Below are 18,083 nucleotides of genomic sequence, written 5' to 3'. Positions count from 1 at the left end.
TATGGAAGAAATAATTGACTTAAAAGATCAGGTTATATTAAAGGATTTAGGTGGCCAAGAATATGTAGTTGTAAGAATGTACTGCACTATAAACATAGGAAAAAGCTATAACATGATAATAGACATACAAGATAAAGAGAAGTTTGAAAATAACAAAGCTGTATGTCTGGAAAAAATAAGGTCATTTAAAGCTACAGCTGAACAAAGAGCATATGATAATGGAATAGAGATAATATAAATAACTATAGAAGGCAAAGTATAGCACCTATATGGTGCTTTTATTTTGCCTTATTATTATAAGAAAGAAGGTACTAGAGTGGAAAAAGAAAACATTATAAAAACAATTATTGCAGCAATAGGGACAGTTATTACATGGTTATTTGGAACATGGGATACAGCCTTAATAGTGTTAATAGCTCTCATGGTTCTGGACTATTCTGTAGGTTTAACAAAAGCTTATGTAAATAAAGTAGTATCTTCTGATGTGGGACTTAAGGGCATAACTAGAAAAAGCTTAATACTTATAGTACTAATAGTAGCTGTAATGTTAGATAGGCTTTTAAATACTGGCACTTGGTTATTTAGGACACTAGTATGCTATTTTTACATTGCAAATGAAGGCATAAGTCTTTTGGAAAATTGTGCTCAATTAGGTTTGCCCATACCAGACAAACTTAAAGAGGCTCTAATACAACTTAAAGAGGGAAATAAAAAAGAAATTATTAAGAAGGAAAGATAGTTATGGTCAAAATATGTGTAGATGCAGGACATGGCGGTAAAGATCCAGGAGCTTGTGGAAATGGTAGACAGGAAAAAGACTATACTCTTAAGTTAGCTTTAGGACTAGGAAGTCAATTACAGCAACACGGAATAAATGTTATATATACTAGAACTGATGATAGATTCCTAGAATTATACGAAAGAGCGGATATAAGCAATAATAATAGTTGTGATTATTTTATATCACAGCATGTTAATAGTGGTGGAGGGTATGGATTAGAAACTTTTGCTTACCTTACTTCTAATAAAGGTAAAGAATTCGCAAAGGCAATTCAAAATTCTATGGTAGCCAATAGAGTAGCTACTAGAGACAGGGGAGTAAAAACTGCTAATTTTGCAGTACTAAGAAAAACTAAATGCCCAGCAATATTGATAGAAAATCACTTTATAGATAATGCTGCAGATATGGAATTCTTAGATGCTAACTTAAAGAAAATTATAGAGTTACAAGCAAAGGCTATATTAGACTTTATAGGTATTTCTAGTTCAATAAGAGTGCATGAATCTCAATCTACTCCAGTTCCACAACCTAAACTATATTGTGATTTCGCTTCTCTACAAAGGGAATTTGTAAACCAGGACTTTGGCAATATTTCAGTAGACAATATACCAGGACCTAGAACCGTAGCTGCAGCTCCTACGGTAAGACAAGGCGCCAGAGGAAATATAACAAAATGGATTCAGGAAAGGTTAATATATTTAGGTTATAATGTAGCTTATGGAGCAGATGGAATATTTGGAGAGGGCACTAGACAGGCTGTAATGGAATTTCAGAGAAATAATGGATTAGTGACAGATGGAATAGTGGGAAAGAACACTTGGAGAAAGCTTTTAGGTTTATAATATTATTGGGTAGTCTGAATGGACTACCCTTTATTTTTTTGCTCTAAAATGGATCAAACTCCTATATCAAGGAACTAATTCAAACCGATGCCAAGAAGGTTAATATTAATATAATTACAAGATGAATCAATATCGATTCTAGCAAAACTCTTTTTTATTTTATTCATGTAACATTACACATAGTTTTGTCGAAACTATTGAATTAATTAACAAATGATTTACAATTATAACTGTAAATATACACACAGGGGAGGTAAAAATATGAAAAAAGTAATAGGTATCATCAGTATTGTATTATTCGCAATAATTACATTTCAATCATGCGCTGCAGGAGTTGCAAATGCGCTTGAAAATTCAAATTCTGTAAGCGGTACTGCTGGTTTTATGCTTGCACTATGTATGCTTATCGGGGGAATAATTGCTCTAGTTTCAAAATTAAACAAAGGAATTACAATAACATCCTTGGTATTTTATGCCTTGGGTGGAGTAGTAGGTATTGCAAATATAGGAAAGTTTGCTGATCTAAAAATATGGTCAATATTAAGTTTTATATTTGCAGCATTGTTATTACTTGACCTAATTAAAAATAAAGCAAAGTATAATAATAAAGAAGTTAAAGCAAAATAATTTAAAACAAATAAAAAGCAGCCTTGGATTAATCCAGGGCTTTCTTATAATCAATATATTTATATTCCCATATTTTTAACATAAGTTTTATATAGATATAATTTGTGGTAGAATTTTATAGGGATTAAATGGTTTAATGTAAACAGTTATAGAAGGTTTTGGCTTTTTATAGTTAGCGTTGATTCGAAAAAGGAGTTCTATTCTCCTAGGTGTCACCAAATATATTGATTTTATTATTTTAAGTTAAAAAAAAGATTCAATAATTTATATAATTATTACTAAATAATAAAGAGTTTGTGCTATAATTATATAAGAAATATCACAAAAAGCTTCGACAACCGAGGCTTTTTTATAATGATGTTAAAAAATATAATCTTATGATTATTTATAGTTACTTTTGTAGAAATAAAACGTAGTAAATATTATAGTAGTAAAATAAACATAAAATGCTGTAGAAAATAAATAGGTTATGCTAAGACATAAATAATCTACTTAAAACAATGGACAAGCATCTATGCATAGAATATATAAGTATTAATAACAAAGGATTGATGATATGGCAAATAAATTAAATTTATCTAGGAGAAGAAAAAAATTAAGAAGAAGAAGGATAACAGTAATCACTTTATCCATAATACTATTATTAGGTATAGGAGTAGGAGCTGCCTATTTGACTGATCATTTCTTGAACAAGCCTTCCGGAGATTCAAAAAATATATTTGGAAACATTCAAGAAAAAATTGCTTCAGGGAAAAATAGGAGTGAAGGAAAAGAAGATAACAAAGTTACTGCTAAGCCTGAGAAACCTGTGGTTAAAGAGCCTTTGCCAACAGATGTTAATAAAGGTTCTAATACCTCTATAGAAGGGGACAAATATACATTTAGTGCCTTTGATTCTCAAAAGGCAAATGAGCATAAGCTTCCAGCAGACGGAAAGAAGATAGTGTTTTTAACCTTTGATGATGGTCCTTCAGTAAACAATACCCCTGTTATATTGGATACTTTAAAGAAGCATGATGTAAAGGCTACCTTCTTTGTGTGGACTAAAAATTTAGATGGAACTCAAGAAGTTAGAGAAATTTTAAAAAGAGAATTAGAAGAAGGACATGCCATTGGTAACCATAGCTACTCTCATGATTATAAAAAGCTTTATCCAGGAAGAACTGCAAATTTAAATAGCATTATGTCAGATTTTGACCTTTCCAATAATAAGCTTAAAGAAACTTTAGGGCCGGACTTTGAAACTAAAGTAATTAGGTTCCCAGGTGGGGCTATGTCATGGAAAAACATGCAGCCTGCCAAGGATGCTTTTGCGGCTAAGGGCATTGCTTTTGCAGATTGGAATATAGATTCTACAGATGCTAAGTCTAACAACAGAACTAAGGAACAGTTAATAAATGAAATTAAGAAGGAACTAGATGGTTTGGAAGGGGCTAAAGTGGAAAAAATAACTCTATTAATGCACGATGCACCTTCAAAAAAATCTACTGTAGAAGCATTACCTGAAATAATTACTCATTTTAAAACCAAAGGCTATGAATTTAGAACATTAAAGTAAACCCATACTACAGGAATTATATCCTGTAGTATTTTCTTTTTGTGCATTTTACAATAATATTATTATAAGTTCTATATTTAAGTAGGTGAATAAGCATTGAAGACTAAAGTTACTGTAGGAGAAATGGCAAAAATACATAATATATCTGCTCAAACCTTAAGGTATTATGATAAGATAGGGCTTTTTAAACCTTTATATGTGGATAAGGATAATGGATATAGATATTACGGTATAGATCAATTTGCATTATTAGATGCAATTTTGTTCTTAAGAGGGCTGGGGTTATCTATTGAGGACATAAAAGCTTATTTGAAGGATAGAAAGCTTAATAAATTTTTAAACGTGTTAGAACTTCAAAAGGAAAGTATAAGTAAAGAAATTAAGAAATTACAGCTTTTAGAAAAAAATATAAATATTAAATTAAAAAATATAAAAAATAAAGCAATTAAAGCGAAGGAACCTAAGGTTTATAAAGAATATTATAAAGAAAGGTATATGCTATATGTTAACCTTGGTAAGCCTTTAAGCAAAGTTGAATTTGAATACAGTTTAATAGAATTAAGCGGGCTTATTAAAGATGATGAAATTATGCTTCAAGGTGTTATTACATTGGTTATGGAAAGGGAAAAAATAAAACAGGAGAAGTATAATAATTGGAGTTTTATGGCTCTTCTATTTGAGAGCAATCCTAAGGTTAGTGGAAAGGGAGCTTTGCTTCCAGAGGGAGAATATGCATGCATAACTTACTATGGAAGTTATGAGATGGGAGAAGAGTACTTTAATAATATAATGTGTTGGATAGAAGAAAATAATTATGAAATATCAGGGGATGCGTTAGTGTTAAACATTGCAGAAGCCGCATTTTCTGAAAAGGAGCTAGAGTTTATTACAGAGATTCAGGTTCCAATAAAAAAGAAATAAAATAGTATTGACCTTATAGTTACTATAACCTTTAAAATAGGAAAGGTGTTATAAGGAGTGATGAACATGCAGAAGAAATTAAATTTATTAGAAGATGATATTAAGAAGTTATTTGTTAAATATGTATCCACTAGTGTGCTAGGAATGATAACAGTATCTTTATATATACTATTCGATACTATTTTCATAGGAAGAGGTATAGGAAAAGAAGGACTAACGGCACTGAATATATCCTTGCCAATTTATAATGTAATATATGGTACAGGCATGCTTATAGGGGTAGGAGGGGCTACAGCTATGTCTATAAGTCGTGGTGCAGGAGAGGAAAAGAAGGCACAGAAGTTTTTCAAAAGTGCTCTTACCTTGGGCGTTATAATGGGTATATCCTATAGCTTGCTTGGAATAATATTTTTAGAAAGAATATCCTTAGCCTTAGGAGCCAGCAGGGAGAGCCTTCCTTTAGTGAAAGAATATTTAGGAGTAATAATACTCTTTACTCCTTTTTTTCTTATGGTACAAAATCTTTCTGCTTTAGTAAGAAATGATAAAGGTTATAAGAGAGCAATGTTTGCAGCCATTGCAGGTGGACTTACCAACCTTGTTTTTGATTATTTATTTATATATCCTCTTAATATGGGCATGAGAGGTGCTGCCATAGCAACAGCTATGTCTGCTATGGTTTCAGTAACCGTACTTTTAGCTCATTTTAAGAAAGATAATTTGCTTAAGCTTGGCTTTATAACCTTAGATTTGTCCACTGTGAAAAGGATACTATCCATAGGGCTTTCAGGGTTTATAATTGAAATTAGCGCAGGACTAGCAATATATCTATTTAATAAAGAGTTATTAAGTACCATTGGTGAGTTAGGGGTAGCTTCCTATAGCATAATCGCTAACTGCTCAATAATGTGTGTAGCTATCATTAGTGGTATAGCTCAAGGGGTACAACCTATTATAAGTATTAATTATGGTGCTGAAAAAAAACACAGGGTCAGTGTTTCAAAAAACCTAGGAATGGTATCAGGAATTTTAGTAGGAGGGCTTTTTTTAGTGCTAGGACTTTTAATTCCAGAGACTATAGCATCAGCCTTTACTAAAGAAAAAGGCGAAATGCTTAGCATGACAGTTCAAGGAATAAAGCTGTATTTTACAGCATTCCCTTTTATGGGTATAAGCATAATGGTAGGAGCCTATTTTCAAGCTATAGAAAAAAGCAAGTATTCTACATTTCTTTCTTTATTTAGAGGAATAATTTTTATAGCAATATTATTAAAGGTTCTTCCTTTATTGTTTGGAGCTAATGGAATATGGCTTACAGTACCTTTTTCAGAGGTCTTAGCTTTAGGGTTAATAGCTTTGATATTAATCATAGAAAAGAAAAACTCTCATAACAAGGCTTTAAGCACGGCTCTTTAAAAATAGATTAATTATATAAATAAACACAACAAATAAACACAACATACAAATAACTTTTTATGTATGTTGTGTTTATTTACTGTTAAAGCATATTGATATTATTGTATTGTAGTATAATAAGGTAAATAATAAATTTGCAAAGGAAAATATAATTATATGATATTTAGTAGCGTATCTAATAAGTTATTTCTTTCAATTAAATATATTTGCGCAATCATAGTTTTAGTTATGATAGTTTCGTTCTTAAAGTTGAATAGATATGAATTAAAGTTAATAAATCTATTATTTATAATATTTATAACATTATTATTATCTTTTATAGCAGTGAAAATTAACAGACATAGTACTAAGTTCTTCTTAATCACATTAGCATTAATGTCTATGTTAACATATTTAATATGGAACATATATGCAAGGACATATCCCATTAGTGATTATAAGGTTCTTTTAGAGGGAGCGAATAATATAGTTGAAGGAACATTTCATAAAGAAAGCTTTGACAAAACAAGTTATTTTTACTTTTATAATTATCAAATTGGATATACAGTATATCTTTCATATATAATGAGAATTTTTGGTAATAACCTGATATGGTTTAAGCTTTTAGAAGGTATATACCTAACGCTAACCTCTATGACAATTTACAAAATTACTGAAAAAATATCTACAAAAGATGCAGCTGCCATTGCTTCGGTGATTTATGTTTTCTATATTCCTAATATCGTGGGGGTTTCCATTATAAATAATCAACATATTAGCTCTTTATTATTGTGTTTAGCCCTATACTTTATACTTAAATCCACAAAGGCATCTTTGGTTATTGCAGGTGTGTTATTGGGTTTTACTCAAATATTAAGACCAATTACTTCTATAGCTATTATTGCATTATTTATTAACTATTTCTATAAAGCCATAGATGAAAGAAAATATAAAGAATATGTGAGGTCATTTGTTATTATTATCATCTCTTTTATGTTTGTAATAAAAGCTTTTGATATAGCAGTGGTAAAAACAGATATTTCCCCTAGTCCTATTAGCAAGAGTAATGCTAAGTATTTTAAATTTGTTTTAGGGTTAAAAGATAGAGGGGTTTATAATATTCCCACGGAAAATGCTAGAAAAACTCAAGTGTACTTTGATTTAAAGACTTTAGATTTTGATTATGATAAGTATAATGATAAATGTTTAGAAGTAATAAAAGACTCAATAAAGAACTATAAAGATACAATTCCCCTTATTAAAAAGAAAATGCATGATTTTATGGGGGAGAAGGACAATCGGTATTATTTTGCTCTTTCAGAAGATAAAATGAATAACGGTATTGAATATTTTTTAAAGTTAGGAAATATTCAATATTTATTTATGTTGTTAGGAACCTTTATCTTACTTATGAACAAAAGTAATGGGGATAATTCTAATAATTTTATATTTTATGTTTTAATTGTTGGTTTTGTTTCAGCGCATATATTTATAGAAGCTCAAACTAGATATAGGTACGAAATATATATATTTACAGCAATCCTTTCCGGTGAATGTGTAGAAATATTTAAGCTAAGGTACAACTTGTTTAAAAATAAATTAAGTTTACATAAGTTCTTAAAAAATTAATTAGCTTAAAAACTGTTTTTAAAGATAGCTATTAAACTGTACATAAAGGGCCTTGAAGGGAAATAATAAATATGAAAAACCACAGCATATAAAATATATCTTTATGCTGTGGTTTTATATTACTATAGCAATTAGAAATCTATATTATCAGGGTCAGTTCCTGAGCCCTCACAAGTAGTTATGTTGTCTATTAGCTGCATATCTTTTGGAGAGATTTCAAAGTCAAATATATCAGCGTTTTCTTTTATTCTGCCGGCAGTTATAGACTTAGGAAGAGGAAGTATCCCTTTTTGCAATATCCAGCGAAGACAAACTTGAGATATAGTTTTTCCGTGTTTATCAGCCATTTCTTTCATTTCAACAACTTGGAAAATTTTTCCCGAAGCAAGAGGACTCCAAGCTTCCACTAAAATGTTATGTTTTTTGCAGAAAGCAACGGTTTCTTCTTGGTTTAGGCTTGGGTGGAGTTCTATTTGGTTCACCATAGGTTGAATTTCTGCCTTTGCCATAAGGGGCTCTAAGTGATGTGGAAGGAAGTTACTTACTCCTATGGCTCTGATTTTACCTTCCTTATAAAGTTTTTCAAAGGCTCTCCAAGTGGCAAGATTAGCTTCCTGCCAATCTTCCTTATGTCCTTTTACTACAGGCCAGTGGATAAGATATAAGTCTAGATATTCTAAGCCTAGGTCTTCCAATGTTTTTTCAAAGGCTTTAAGGGTGCTTTCATAACCTTGCTCTGAGTTCCAGAGTTTGCTGGTAATAAACAGCTTTTCACGAGGTACTCCAGAAGCTTTAATAGCTTTGCCCACGCTTTTTTCATTGCCGTATATGGCTGCGGTGTCAATGTGGCGGTAACCTTGTTTAATAGCCTCTACTACAGCAGAAACTGCCACCTCTCCATCAGGAGTTCTCCAAGTTCCAAAGCCTACACAGGGAATTTTTACACCGTTATTTAAGGTATAGCTATCTTGTAAACTTTTCATTTCATCCATCCCTTTCCTTTTAGATTTATTAAAATAATAATACCATTGAAAGGTATTATATTCCATAATCTTTAAAGAAAATTATTAAGATAATCGTTTATTGGTTAAATGACATTAACATGGTTATATACTATAATGACTATAGATATAATTGTTATTTTGCAATGGTAAGATATTCAAAAAAATTAGAATATGAATCTAAAATCGAAGGAGACTTACTTGATTATGAGTAAAACACTAGTTTTAGCAGAGAAACCTTCCGTAGGCAGAGAAATTGCCAGGGTTTTAAAATGCGGTAAGAAAGGTAATGGATATATAGAAGGAGATAAATATATTGTAACTTGGGCTTTAGGACATTTAGTGACCTTAGCAGATCCTGAGGCTTATGACAATAAGTATAAGGAATGGAAGCTTGGGGACCTACCCATGCTGCCTAAACCTCTGAAGCTTGTGGTTATAAAGCAAAGTGGAAAGCAGTTTAATGCGGTGAAAGAACAGCTCATTAGGAAGGATGTAAGCGACATCGTTATAGCTACAGATGCAGGGCGAGAGGGAGAATTGGTGGCTAGGTGGATTATTGAAAAAGCTAGGGTAAATAAGCCTTTGAAAAGACTTTGGATTTCTTCACAGACGGATAAGGCCATAAATGAAGGCTTTAGAAATTTAAAACCTGCAGCTCAATATGATAACTTGTATAAAGCAGCTCAATGTAGATCAGAAGCAGATTGGGTGGTGGGATTAAACATCACAAGAGCTCTTACCTGTAAGCATAATGCTCAGTTAACCGCAGGAAGGGTGCAATCAGCCACCTTAGCTATGATAGTTAACCGTGAAGAGGAAATAAGAAACTTTAAGCCTAAGGCTTATTATGTGATTAATGCTAAGGCTAAAGGCTTTAATCTTCAGTGGAGAGATAAAAATAATAATAGCAATATTTTTGAAGAGGATAGGGCAAATAAAATTTTATCCCACCTTAAGGGAAAAGAAGGAACAGTAGTGGAGGTTACAGAAAGTGCTAAAAAGCAGTTTGCGCCTGCTCTTTATGACTTAACAGAGCTTCAAAGAGATGCTAACAGAATATTTGGATATTCAGCAAAGCAAACCTTGTCCATAATGCAAAGACTGTATGAAAACTATAAGGTATTAACTTACCCCAGAACAGATTCTAGATATATTTCTACTGACATTGTGGCTACACTTCCAGAACGTTTAAAAGCTATTTCAGTAGGATCCTATAGAAATATTGCTGCAGAAATATTAAAGGGTAAAATAAATGCTCATAAGGGGTTTGTGGATAACAGTAAGGTAAGTGATCACCACGCTATTATTCCTACAGAGGAAAGAGGGAATATAGCCCTTTTAAGCAGTGAAGAAAGGCATATTTATGATTTAGTGGTTAAGAGATTCTTATCTGTAATGTTACCTCCTTATGAGTATCTACAAACTACTATAACTGCAGATATTAATGGAGAAAGCTTTATAGCCAAGGGTAATGTTATAAAGTCAAAGGGCTGGAAAAAGGTTTATGATAGACAAGAGGACTTAGCAGAAGACGAGGATGAAAAAGACAGCCAGGAATTACCCGTGGTTAAAAAAGGTGACAAATTAAGTATCTCAACAGTGGAAAGTAAAAAGTTAATGACAAAGCCACCGGCCAGGTTTAATGAAGGGACCTTGCTATCAGCTATGGAAAAGCCACATAAGTACGTCAACGTAGATAAGCTTGCGGCTAAAACCTTGGGGGAAACCGGGGGCATAGGAACTGTTGCCACCAGAGCGGATATAATAGAAAAGCTGTATAATATGTTCTATATAGAGAAAAATGGCAAAGAAATAGTTCCCACAGGTAAAGGAAAACAGTTAATAGAGCTAGTTCCTGAAGAATTAAAGTCACCTTTAATGACAGCTAAATGGGAATTGGAGTTAGAGCTTATAAGTAAGGGAAAGAAAGACCCAAGAGCCTTCACTGAAGAAATGAGAAAATATGCAGAGGAGCTAGTTCAAGAAGTTAAGGGAAGCAGCGATAAGTTTAAGCATGATAACCTTACAGGCAAGAAATGCCCTGAGTGTGGAAAATACATGCTAGAAGTAAAAGGTAAACATGGAGTAATGAATGTATGCCAAGACAGAGCTTGTGGTCATAGAGAAAATGTAAGCAAATTCACCAATGCCAGATGTCCTCAGTGTCACAAGAGATTAGAGCTTAGGGGAGAAGGGGAAGGTCAGATTTATGTTTGTGCAAATAGTAATTGTACCTTCCGTGAAAAGGCTTCTTCCTTTAACAAAAGGTTTGATAATAAGGGAGACAAGGTAAATAAGAGAGAAGTAGCAAATATAATGAAAAAGATGAAACAGGAAAGTAAAGAGCCTTTAAATAATCCTTTTGCAGATCTTATGTCCATGTTCAAGGATAAAGAATAATTATTTATGTTAAGAAGGGGCTGTTGCACAATGAACTAAGTAATTCATGTGTTACAGCTCCTTATACTTTTATTTTTGCCTTTTCTTATCTTTGGTATGTAAATGCTCTGGTCTTTCTTTATCAAGGACTACATTGTTTAGTACGAAGTTTTTTATTTCTTTGAAGTTAAAAGGGGAAATTGGTGCGGTATAAGGCACTCCAAAGCTTGTAATGGAGCATATCTTTACTAAAACTATGGTAAGGCCCATAATGAAGCCAAATAAGCCAAAGATTCCAGCTAAGGTAAGCATAAGAAATTTAAGCAGTCTTATAGGATACATTAAAGTGATATCCGAAGTTATAAAGGAGGAAATAGAGGACAAGGATACTATTATAACCATAAGAGGACTTACAAGCCCTGCAGCTACGGCTGCCTGACCAATTATAATGGTACCTACTATACTTACTGATGGACCTATCTGCCTAGGTAGCCTTATACTAGCTTCTCTTATTAATTCCACTGCAATTTCCATGAGGATGGCTTCTATAACCGCATTAACTGGTGCTGCTATTCTAGAAGCTGCCAAAGCGAAAATATACTGGGAGGGAAGTACATCTGGATCAAAAGCAACAATGGTAACATACATGGAAGAAAGAGTTAAGCTTATAACAATGGACATTATTCGAATGTCCTTTATAAAAATTCCCCAGTACATGCTTTCATAGTGATCGTCACCAGCATCTAAGAAATCTATAAAGTTTTGAGGAAGAGTAAGGGCTATGTTACTACCCTCTACCAGTATGCAAAGTTTTCCTTCCAAGATATGTGCACAACTAGAATCAGACCTTTCACTAATGCCTATTTGAGAAAAAAGTGTAGCATTTTTGTTGGAAAGATATTTTTGAACATATCCTGATTCTAAAATTCCATCTACATCAATTTCAGACAATATCTTTTTTACTTCTTCAACAAATTTATTATTAGTTACGTCCTTTAAATATAATACAGCTACTGAAGTCTTTGTTCTTCTTCCAACTTTGCACATATCTATTTTTAAAGTGGAATCCTTTATTCTATATCTTATAAGGGATAAATTTGTGTCTAAACTTTCATTAAAGGCATCTCTAGGAGCTCTTAAGGAAGATTCTACCTCAGGGGATTGAATGTTTCTTCTATCTACCTTGAAGGTGTTTATAATCAGATACTCTGGGAAATTAGGAACCATTATGATAGAGTTACCTTCTAATAGGTAATCTGTTAATTTATTTAATTGGTTTTCATATTTAACTTCCTCTGCATAGATTACAGATTCCATTATAATCTTAGGGGAAATAGGATCGTTTTTTGAGTATTGAAGGATAGGTGTAATTAAGGCATCTCTAATTTTAACTCCATCACAAATGTGAGGTATGTATAATATATAAACCTCTGAATTTTCTACCTTTAGTACCCTTGTGTTTAAACCTGAAATATTTTCTTGAAGTTGTTTTATGCCATTTAATAAGGCTGAATTATCCATAGTCATTCTCCTCTCGTAGGTGCCAGGCACGTGACATGTGATAAAGTGCAATTAATTTATTTCTCTATGTTATTATTAACCAATAACTTATATGATTGATATTATTTTTTACCAACCACATCTAAGAGTTTTGTATTGATAAGAGTAGTTTTTACGTTAACATTGAAAACTGCTTGATCATAGGCCTCTTCCCAGGTAAGCTCTTTATATATATTAGGATATTTACCTTTAAAATATCTTGCAAAACCAAAAACATCACACTTAAATTCCTTTTGAGATTTCTCTAAGGCATACATCACATCTTTCTTTATTTTATTGGAAACTTCTTTCTCTATATTTGCTAGATCTTCTTTATTTAAATTTTCAAGGAAGTATTCGTATTGTAATTGAGTGCTAAATTTTAAATCTATATCTATGTTAACCTTACCATCCTTATAATAAGTGCGGATTTTTCTTTTCTTTAAGATATTGGTTAGTGAGAAAATATTGTTACTTTCCCCAGGAATTTGTATAACCATATTCATAGTAGGCTTTTTTGCAAGAATATATAAGAAACCCTTACTATTTTCACTTTTTATAACCCCTACGAGTTTTGAGTTTTTCATAGCGGCAAGGCCTAGGTATTTTATAGTTCCGTCTTCTCTAGTGATGTAGGGAACAAGATATCCAATAGATTTAAATTGAATGTCTGATTGAATCTCTTGAACTGTTTTATAGATAGCAGCTCCGCTTTCATTTAATTTTTTTATAGTGTCTTCTATGGCATATCCTACTGATATATCATTTATAATTTCAGTATTGAATAAATTTTCGGTATTTCCATCAAACACTGTAATTAAAATAGAGCTTCTATATTGTGATAAGAAATAAATTCTATTTAGATATTGTTCAATACCATTTTCAGCAAAACTTTTTGAAAATGTAATGGTTCTTACGGCACCAGAAAAATCTGTTAAAGGGGTTTTATTTTCAAAGTCTTGTCTGGCACCTTCAAAATATCTTCCGGAAGATTTAAAGGTATATACATCCGTTACATGGGTAGAGGTTTGTTGTTCTTTGGTAGGAGAAAAGAGCTTTGCTACTTCTCCGGTAAATTGAATTTCACCTTTTATCTCATCTACTCCAACTGACAAAAGTATGCCTCTTCGGTTTATATCTTTATAATCCCAGCATCCATTGAATAGTATGGACATGGATAAAATGCATATTATAAGATTAAGCTTTTTTATCATTATTTTTCACCTTCATTGCTATTAGAAGTATTAGAGGTATTACTAAAAAAGTTATGTAACCAAGCTTACCATTATATTCTAAAATGTCTTGTACTCTATCCTTAGTTTTAGGAAGTTGAGATACTATAAAGGATATTAGTATTGTTATTACTAATAAGGGAGTATGTTTTATTCTAGGAATAATTTTTTTGGTAAACACTATTGTTCCAGTCCCCCAGATACAAATAGAACAAAATGCATTCATGGTCCAAAAAATTATATATATGCCATCTAGTCTTCTTAAAAATTCTAAATAATATAAATCCAGTCCTCTTATCACATTAAATACAGTAGCCTTATAGTATACTAGTGATTCTATGCCTACTACTGAGATACATACTTCTGTAAGAAATATGTATAATGTTCCTATAAAAATCATAGTTAGTAAGGTATATTTATATATTTTTTTGTTTTTATCTTTACTTAATGGAATAAACAGAAGTACCTCTATTCCAGCAAAAGAAATTATGGCTTTTTTTGAAGTATTAATATATATAAGCACATCATTAAAGTTAAATAACGGCATTATGTTTACTAATTTCCCTTTAGAAAGAAGTGAAAAATTTATTAGAATAAATCCAATTATATTAATAGATCCATATATGGTGCATAGTCTCACTAAGGTCCCTAGGTCTTTTTTTAGAGTATAAAATACCACTAAATAAAGCAAAAAGCATATTGCGATGGTAGGTGTTTTTAAAAGGAATATTAACTTTAATATCTCTGCATAAATTCTCGCTATCATAGTAAAATTTATAAAAAAGTATACAATGTATATTATTGTAATAATGTAAGTGATAGGTTTTCCCAATAAATCACTGCTATATTCGAAGAGGGTTTGTTCACTATGATTGTATTGAAGATAAGTTATTATATAGGCTATAAATAAAAAAATAACAGTAGTTAAAATTAAGGAAATCCATCCTCCAGTACCAGCGTTTTCTGCTATAATCCTTGGAAGATTTATTGTTCCATAACTTACGGTAACACAATATATAACAAAGATTAATTGGTTATTTTTAAAAAACTTATCCATATATTTTCCTCCAGCAGAAGATTATTGTATTAGTGTTTCCATAATACTTCATGCTAATGCATTTTAATCGTTATTTTATGGTAATGCCATCTGGAGGATAAACTAGCAAAATAAAAAAGCCAGTTTCCTGACTTTATTTAATAATATTTAAATTCTAATATTTATTAATTTCTTCTTCAAAAACCATTACCTTATTTCTACCGCTGCTTTTTGATTTATAGAGGGCTAAATCAGACTCATGAATGAGTTTATCAGGGGCAGTACTATTTATTGGTAAGGCAGAGGATATTCCTATGCTAATGGTAAGGAAAGGTTTTATTAAGGAATCCTTATGGGGTATTCCTAGGGACTCTACCTTTTGGCGGAGTCTCTCACCAATAGCTAAGGCTTCTTTTTGTGAAACTTTAGGTAAAACTAAAGCAAATTCCTCTCCGCCATATCTAGCTGCAAGGTAATTAGTGTTAATTGTAACTTCTTTTAATGTTTTCGCAACTTTCTTTAGGCATTCATCACCTTGAAGGTGTCCATAGGCATCGTTATACTTTTTAAAATAATCAATATCTAATATAAGAAGTGATATGGTATAAGTATTGTTAATGGCTTCATTCCAGTGAGTAGTTAAGAATTCATCAAAATATCTTCTATTAGCTATTTCTGTAAGTCCGTCAATATAAGAAAGCTTGCTTAATTTATCGTTTGCCTCTAAAAGCATTTGTTCTGTAGTTTTTCTTTCGCTTATATCCCTAGAAACGCAAACAAGCTCCTTTATGGAACCATCTTTGTTTAGAACATTTCTTGTAGTAGTTTCAAACCATACATAATTGTTATCTCTCTTTTGAATTCTGTAGGTTATTAATACAGGTATTCTAGAAGTAATAACTGTATTATGAAACTTTTCTATTTCAGGCAAATCTGATGGATGAAATAACCTATAAGGAGTAGTGCCTACTAGCTCTTTAGGATCATAACCTAAAAGATTTTCACAAGAGGAAGATAAATATAAAAATGTACCGTCAGGCAAATGCGTAGAAACTAAATCAGAAAGATTATCAGCCATAAATTTAAAATAGGACATTTCTCTATAGGTTCTATTTGTATAGTTTGTATAAGTGGTTACTAAATAAACTGCAACTATTGCTAAAAAGCATATTACAAAATAATTTCCCATAACTATATTTAAATTTCTTTCCTTCTTTAATAATGTATAAATGCTGAAAGAAGAACTAGCAACATTAAAAATATTCATTAAAATATATTTTTTATATCTTGATAATTTTGTGAAGGAAATAATTCCACAAAAAGTTGCCATTAAAAAGGACATAAATACAGCTATAGCAGAAGTTGTATTTATACCTGTTAATACAACTCTAAATATAGATATACATGTAGCACATATAAAAGAGGAAACAATTCCACCATATAATGCGGATATCATAATTGATATATGCCTTAAATCAATAAAGATGTTATCAGCAGGTTCTATGGAGTAATTTATAAGCAACATACCTAAGATTCCAGCACCCATACCAATTAACATTCTTAAAGATAATGGTGACTTATATGTTATAGGCTTATCTCTCAAAACTTGCCCTGAAAAAGAAATAACAGCTACAGTGATAAATAGATTAATTATTAATTCAGAAAACATAGTAATACTCCTTAAAAGTCAATATTGTGCCAATACTTATATAAAAACCTTAGCATATTTTGTAGAAAAGAGATTGTAAATAATAAAAAAATATTTTATTATTATAATTTTAAACTAAATTCATATTAAAAACAATTTTTGTATTATTTAAGAATATAAACAATATATTTATACTAGAAGGGAGATGTTCAGTATGGAGCTATTTAAAATATTTGTACTGGCTTTACTTTGTGAAGCTATATGGGAAACTATAAAGATGGCTTGGGATAATGGCAAACTATCCTTGGACAGGATTGGTGCATTGTTACTAGGGATTTTATTATCCGTAGCCACTAAAATGGATGTTTTATCCTTAGCAGGTCTTAATTCTATTCACCCTATTATTGGCATAGTATGTACTGGTGTTATAGTATCTAGGGGAGCAAACTTTACCCATGATTTATTAAATTTAATGAGCAATACTCAAGTAAATCAAAGACTTAAAAAAGAGGAATTCCTTAATAGACAGTAAAAAAACGTTATAAAAGCATAGTAGTATAATTAGATAATTTCTTGATGGATAGTAGAGTTAATAGTACTATAGGTATATAATACAAATTTTAAAGCAGGTGATACCTTTGATAGAAATAGGTTGTGATAGATGTAGGCATAATCTTTGTGCTGCTAAAGTCCCTATATTTTCTTTCCTATCTGACTCAGAACTTAGAAAGATTATTGCTATGACGGGGCATAAAGCTTATAAAAAAGGTGAGATAATATGTAGTGAGGGGCATAGCTCAGATACTTTATTTATTTTAAATGAAGGGCAAGTTAAGCTGTCCAAAATTACTAAGGAAGGAAAGGAACAAATTGTTCATATACTCACTAGCGGAGATTTTTTTGGAGAGATGAATCTCTTTGGTGGCAGCAAAAGTTATAATTTCAGCGCTTATGCCATATCTGATGTTAAAATATGTACTTTAACTAAAAAAGACATGGATAAGATACTTTTAGATAATCCTGAAATATCTCTTAAGCTTCTTAGAGAGGTAACAAGAAGGCTGGCAGAAACAGAAAATTTAGCCCAAAATCTAGCTACCAACGATGCTGAGGTGAGAGTGGCCTATATATTACTGGAGTTTAGTGAAAAGTATGGTATAAAAAACTCTCAAGGTATTGAGATAAAGCTTCCTGTAAATAGGGAAGAAATGGCTAATTATTCTGGAGTCACTAGGGAAACCATAAGCAGAAAGCTAGCTGGCTTTGAACAAGAAGGCTTTATTGAACTAATAGGTAATAAGGTTATTATTATTAAAGATGAAGAGGCTTTAAGAACCTTTGTAGAATAAAATATTTATCTGATGATGTAAAAAAGCTCCTTAGAAGGTTTGGTTTATACCATCCTTCTAAGGAGCTTTTTGTATTATTGAATATATAAAATAGCTTTCAACCTTATATTTTTTTACTCTTAATATTTGTATAAAACTTTTAT

At 31.4% G+C, this 18,083-nt stretch carries 16 protein-coding genes; 11 read left to right on the top strand and 5 right to left on the bottom strand.

Annotation, left to right across the window (positions count from 1 at the left end; all coding sequences use genetic code 11):
- Position 1: 1 nt before the first annotated feature.
- From BUA82_RS05580 to BUA82_RS05545, 8 genes are all read left to right on the top strand, one after another.
- Positions 2–238, top strand: coding sequence for a hypothetical protein (locus BUA82_RS05580; RefSeq protein ID WP_073005502.1), 237 nt, complete (start codon positions 2–4; stop codon positions 236–238).
- Between the two features lie 45 nt (positions 239–283).
- Positions 284–739, top strand: a complete 456-nt coding sequence (locus BUA82_RS05575; RefSeq protein ID WP_423230443.1) for a phage holin family protein — start codon at positions 284–286, stop codon at positions 737–739.
- A gap of 2 nt (positions 740–741) precedes the next feature.
- On the top strand, positions 742–1,623 hold the full coding sequence (locus tag BUA82_RS05570; protein ID WP_073005500.1) for an N-acetylmuramoyl-L-alanine amidase: 882 nt from the start codon (positions 742–744) through the stop codon (positions 1,621–1,623).
- Between the two features lie 261 nt (positions 1,624–1,884).
- On the top strand, positions 1,885–2,250 hold the full coding sequence (locus tag BUA82_RS05565; protein ID WP_073005497.1) for a hypothetical protein: 366 nt from the start codon (positions 1,885–1,887) through the stop codon (positions 2,248–2,250).
- A 556-nt stretch (positions 2,251–2,806) separates the two neighbouring features.
- Positions 2,807–3,808, top strand: a complete 1,002-nt coding sequence (locus tag BUA82_RS05560) for a polysaccharide deacetylase family protein (protein WP_073005495.1) — start codon at positions 2,807–2,809, stop codon at positions 3,806–3,808.
- Between the two features lie 96 nt (positions 3,809–3,904).
- Positions 3,905–4,729 carry a MerR family transcriptional regulator gene (locus tag BUA82_RS05555; RefSeq protein WP_073005494.1) on the top strand — a complete coding sequence of 275 codons (825 nt, stop codon included), beginning with the start codon at positions 3,905–3,907 and terminating at the stop codon, positions 4,727–4,729.
- A gap of 66 nt (positions 4,730–4,795) precedes the next feature.
- Positions 4,796–6,145, top strand: a complete 1,350-nt coding sequence (locus BUA82_RS05550; RefSeq protein WP_073005491.1) for an MATE family efflux transporter — start codon at positions 4,796–4,798, stop codon at positions 6,143–6,145.
- Positions 6,146–6,301: 156 nt separating this feature from the next.
- Positions 6,302–7,753 (top strand): glycosyltransferase family protein, encoded by a 1,452-nt coding sequence (locus BUA82_RS05545; protein WP_073005489.1) that lies wholly within the window; start codon positions 6,302–6,304, stop codon positions 7,751–7,753.
- Between the two features lie 131 nt (positions 7,754–7,884).
- Here the strand turns inward: BUA82_RS05545 and BUA82_RS05540 are convergent, their stop codons facing one another.
- Positions 7,885–8,736, bottom strand: a complete 852-nt coding sequence (locus BUA82_RS05540; protein ID WP_073005487.1) for an aldo/keto reductase — start codon at positions 8,734–8,736, stop codon at positions 7,885–7,887.
- A gap of 225 nt (positions 8,737–8,961) precedes the next feature.
- On the opposite strand from BUA82_RS05540, the gene BUA82_RS05535 reads away from it, so the two are divergent.
- On the top strand, positions 8,962–11,157 hold the full coding sequence (locus tag BUA82_RS05535; protein ID WP_073005485.1) for a DNA topoisomerase III: 2,196 nt from the start codon (positions 8,962–8,964) through the stop codon (positions 11,155–11,157).
- Positions 11,158–11,226: 69 nt separating this feature from the next.
- Here BUA82_RS05535 and BUA82_RS05530 read toward each other — a convergent pair whose 3' ends face one another.
- The 4 genes from BUA82_RS05530 to BUA82_RS05515 all read right to left on the bottom strand — a co-directional run bounded on the left by BUA82_RS05530 (position 11,227) and on the right by BUA82_RS05515 (position 16,612).
- Positions 11,227–12,657: a spore germination protein gene (locus BUA82_RS05530; protein WP_073005483.1), complete on the bottom strand. Its 1,431-nt coding sequence runs from the start codon at positions 12,655–12,657 to the stop codon at positions 11,227–11,229.
- Between the two features lie 101 nt (positions 12,658–12,758).
- Positions 12,759–13,889 carry a Ger(x)C family spore germination protein gene (locus tag BUA82_RS05525; protein WP_083599802.1) on the bottom strand — a complete coding sequence of 377 codons (1,131 nt, stop codon included), beginning with the start codon at positions 13,887–13,889 and terminating at the stop codon, positions 12,759–12,761.
- The gene (locus BUA82_RS05520) at positions 13,873–14,964 is read right to left on the bottom strand and encodes a GerAB/ArcD/ProY family transporter (RefSeq protein ID WP_073005479.1); all 1,092 of its coding nucleotides are present in this window, start codon (positions 14,962–14,964) and stop codon (positions 13,873–13,875) included. Before BUA82_RS05520 ends, BUA82_RS05525 begins: the two co-directional genes overlap by 17 nt.
- Positions 14,965–15,118: 154 nt before the next feature.
- Entirely contained in the window at positions 15,119–16,612 is a 1,494-nt protein-coding gene (locus tag BUA82_RS05515) for a diguanylate cyclase domain-containing protein (protein WP_073005477.1), read from the bottom strand.
- A 193-nt stretch (positions 16,613–16,805) separates the two neighbouring features.
- On the opposite strand from BUA82_RS05515, the gene BUA82_RS05510 reads away from it, so the two are divergent.
- Both BUA82_RS05510 and BUA82_RS05505 read left to right on the top strand, forming a co-directional pair.
- Positions 16,806–17,123, top strand: coding sequence for a hypothetical protein (locus BUA82_RS05510; RefSeq protein ID WP_073005475.1), 318 nt, complete (start codon positions 16,806–16,808; stop codon positions 17,121–17,123).
- 106 nt (positions 17,124–17,229) lie between these two features.
- Positions 17,230–17,940 (top strand): Crp/Fnr family transcriptional regulator, encoded by a 711-nt coding sequence (locus BUA82_RS05505; protein WP_073005473.1) that lies wholly within the window; start codon positions 17,230–17,232, stop codon positions 17,938–17,940.
- Positions 17,941–18,083: the final 143 nt, after the last annotated feature.

The organism is Clostridium amylolyticum, assembly GCF_900142075.1.
Classification (GTDB): Bacteria; Bacillota; Clostridia; order Clostridiales; family Clostridiaceae; genus Clostridium_AA; species Clostridium_AA amylolyticum.
The sequence above is the reverse complement of the archived record's forward strand: the minus strand, read 5'-3'. Positions and strand labels throughout refer to the sequence as shown.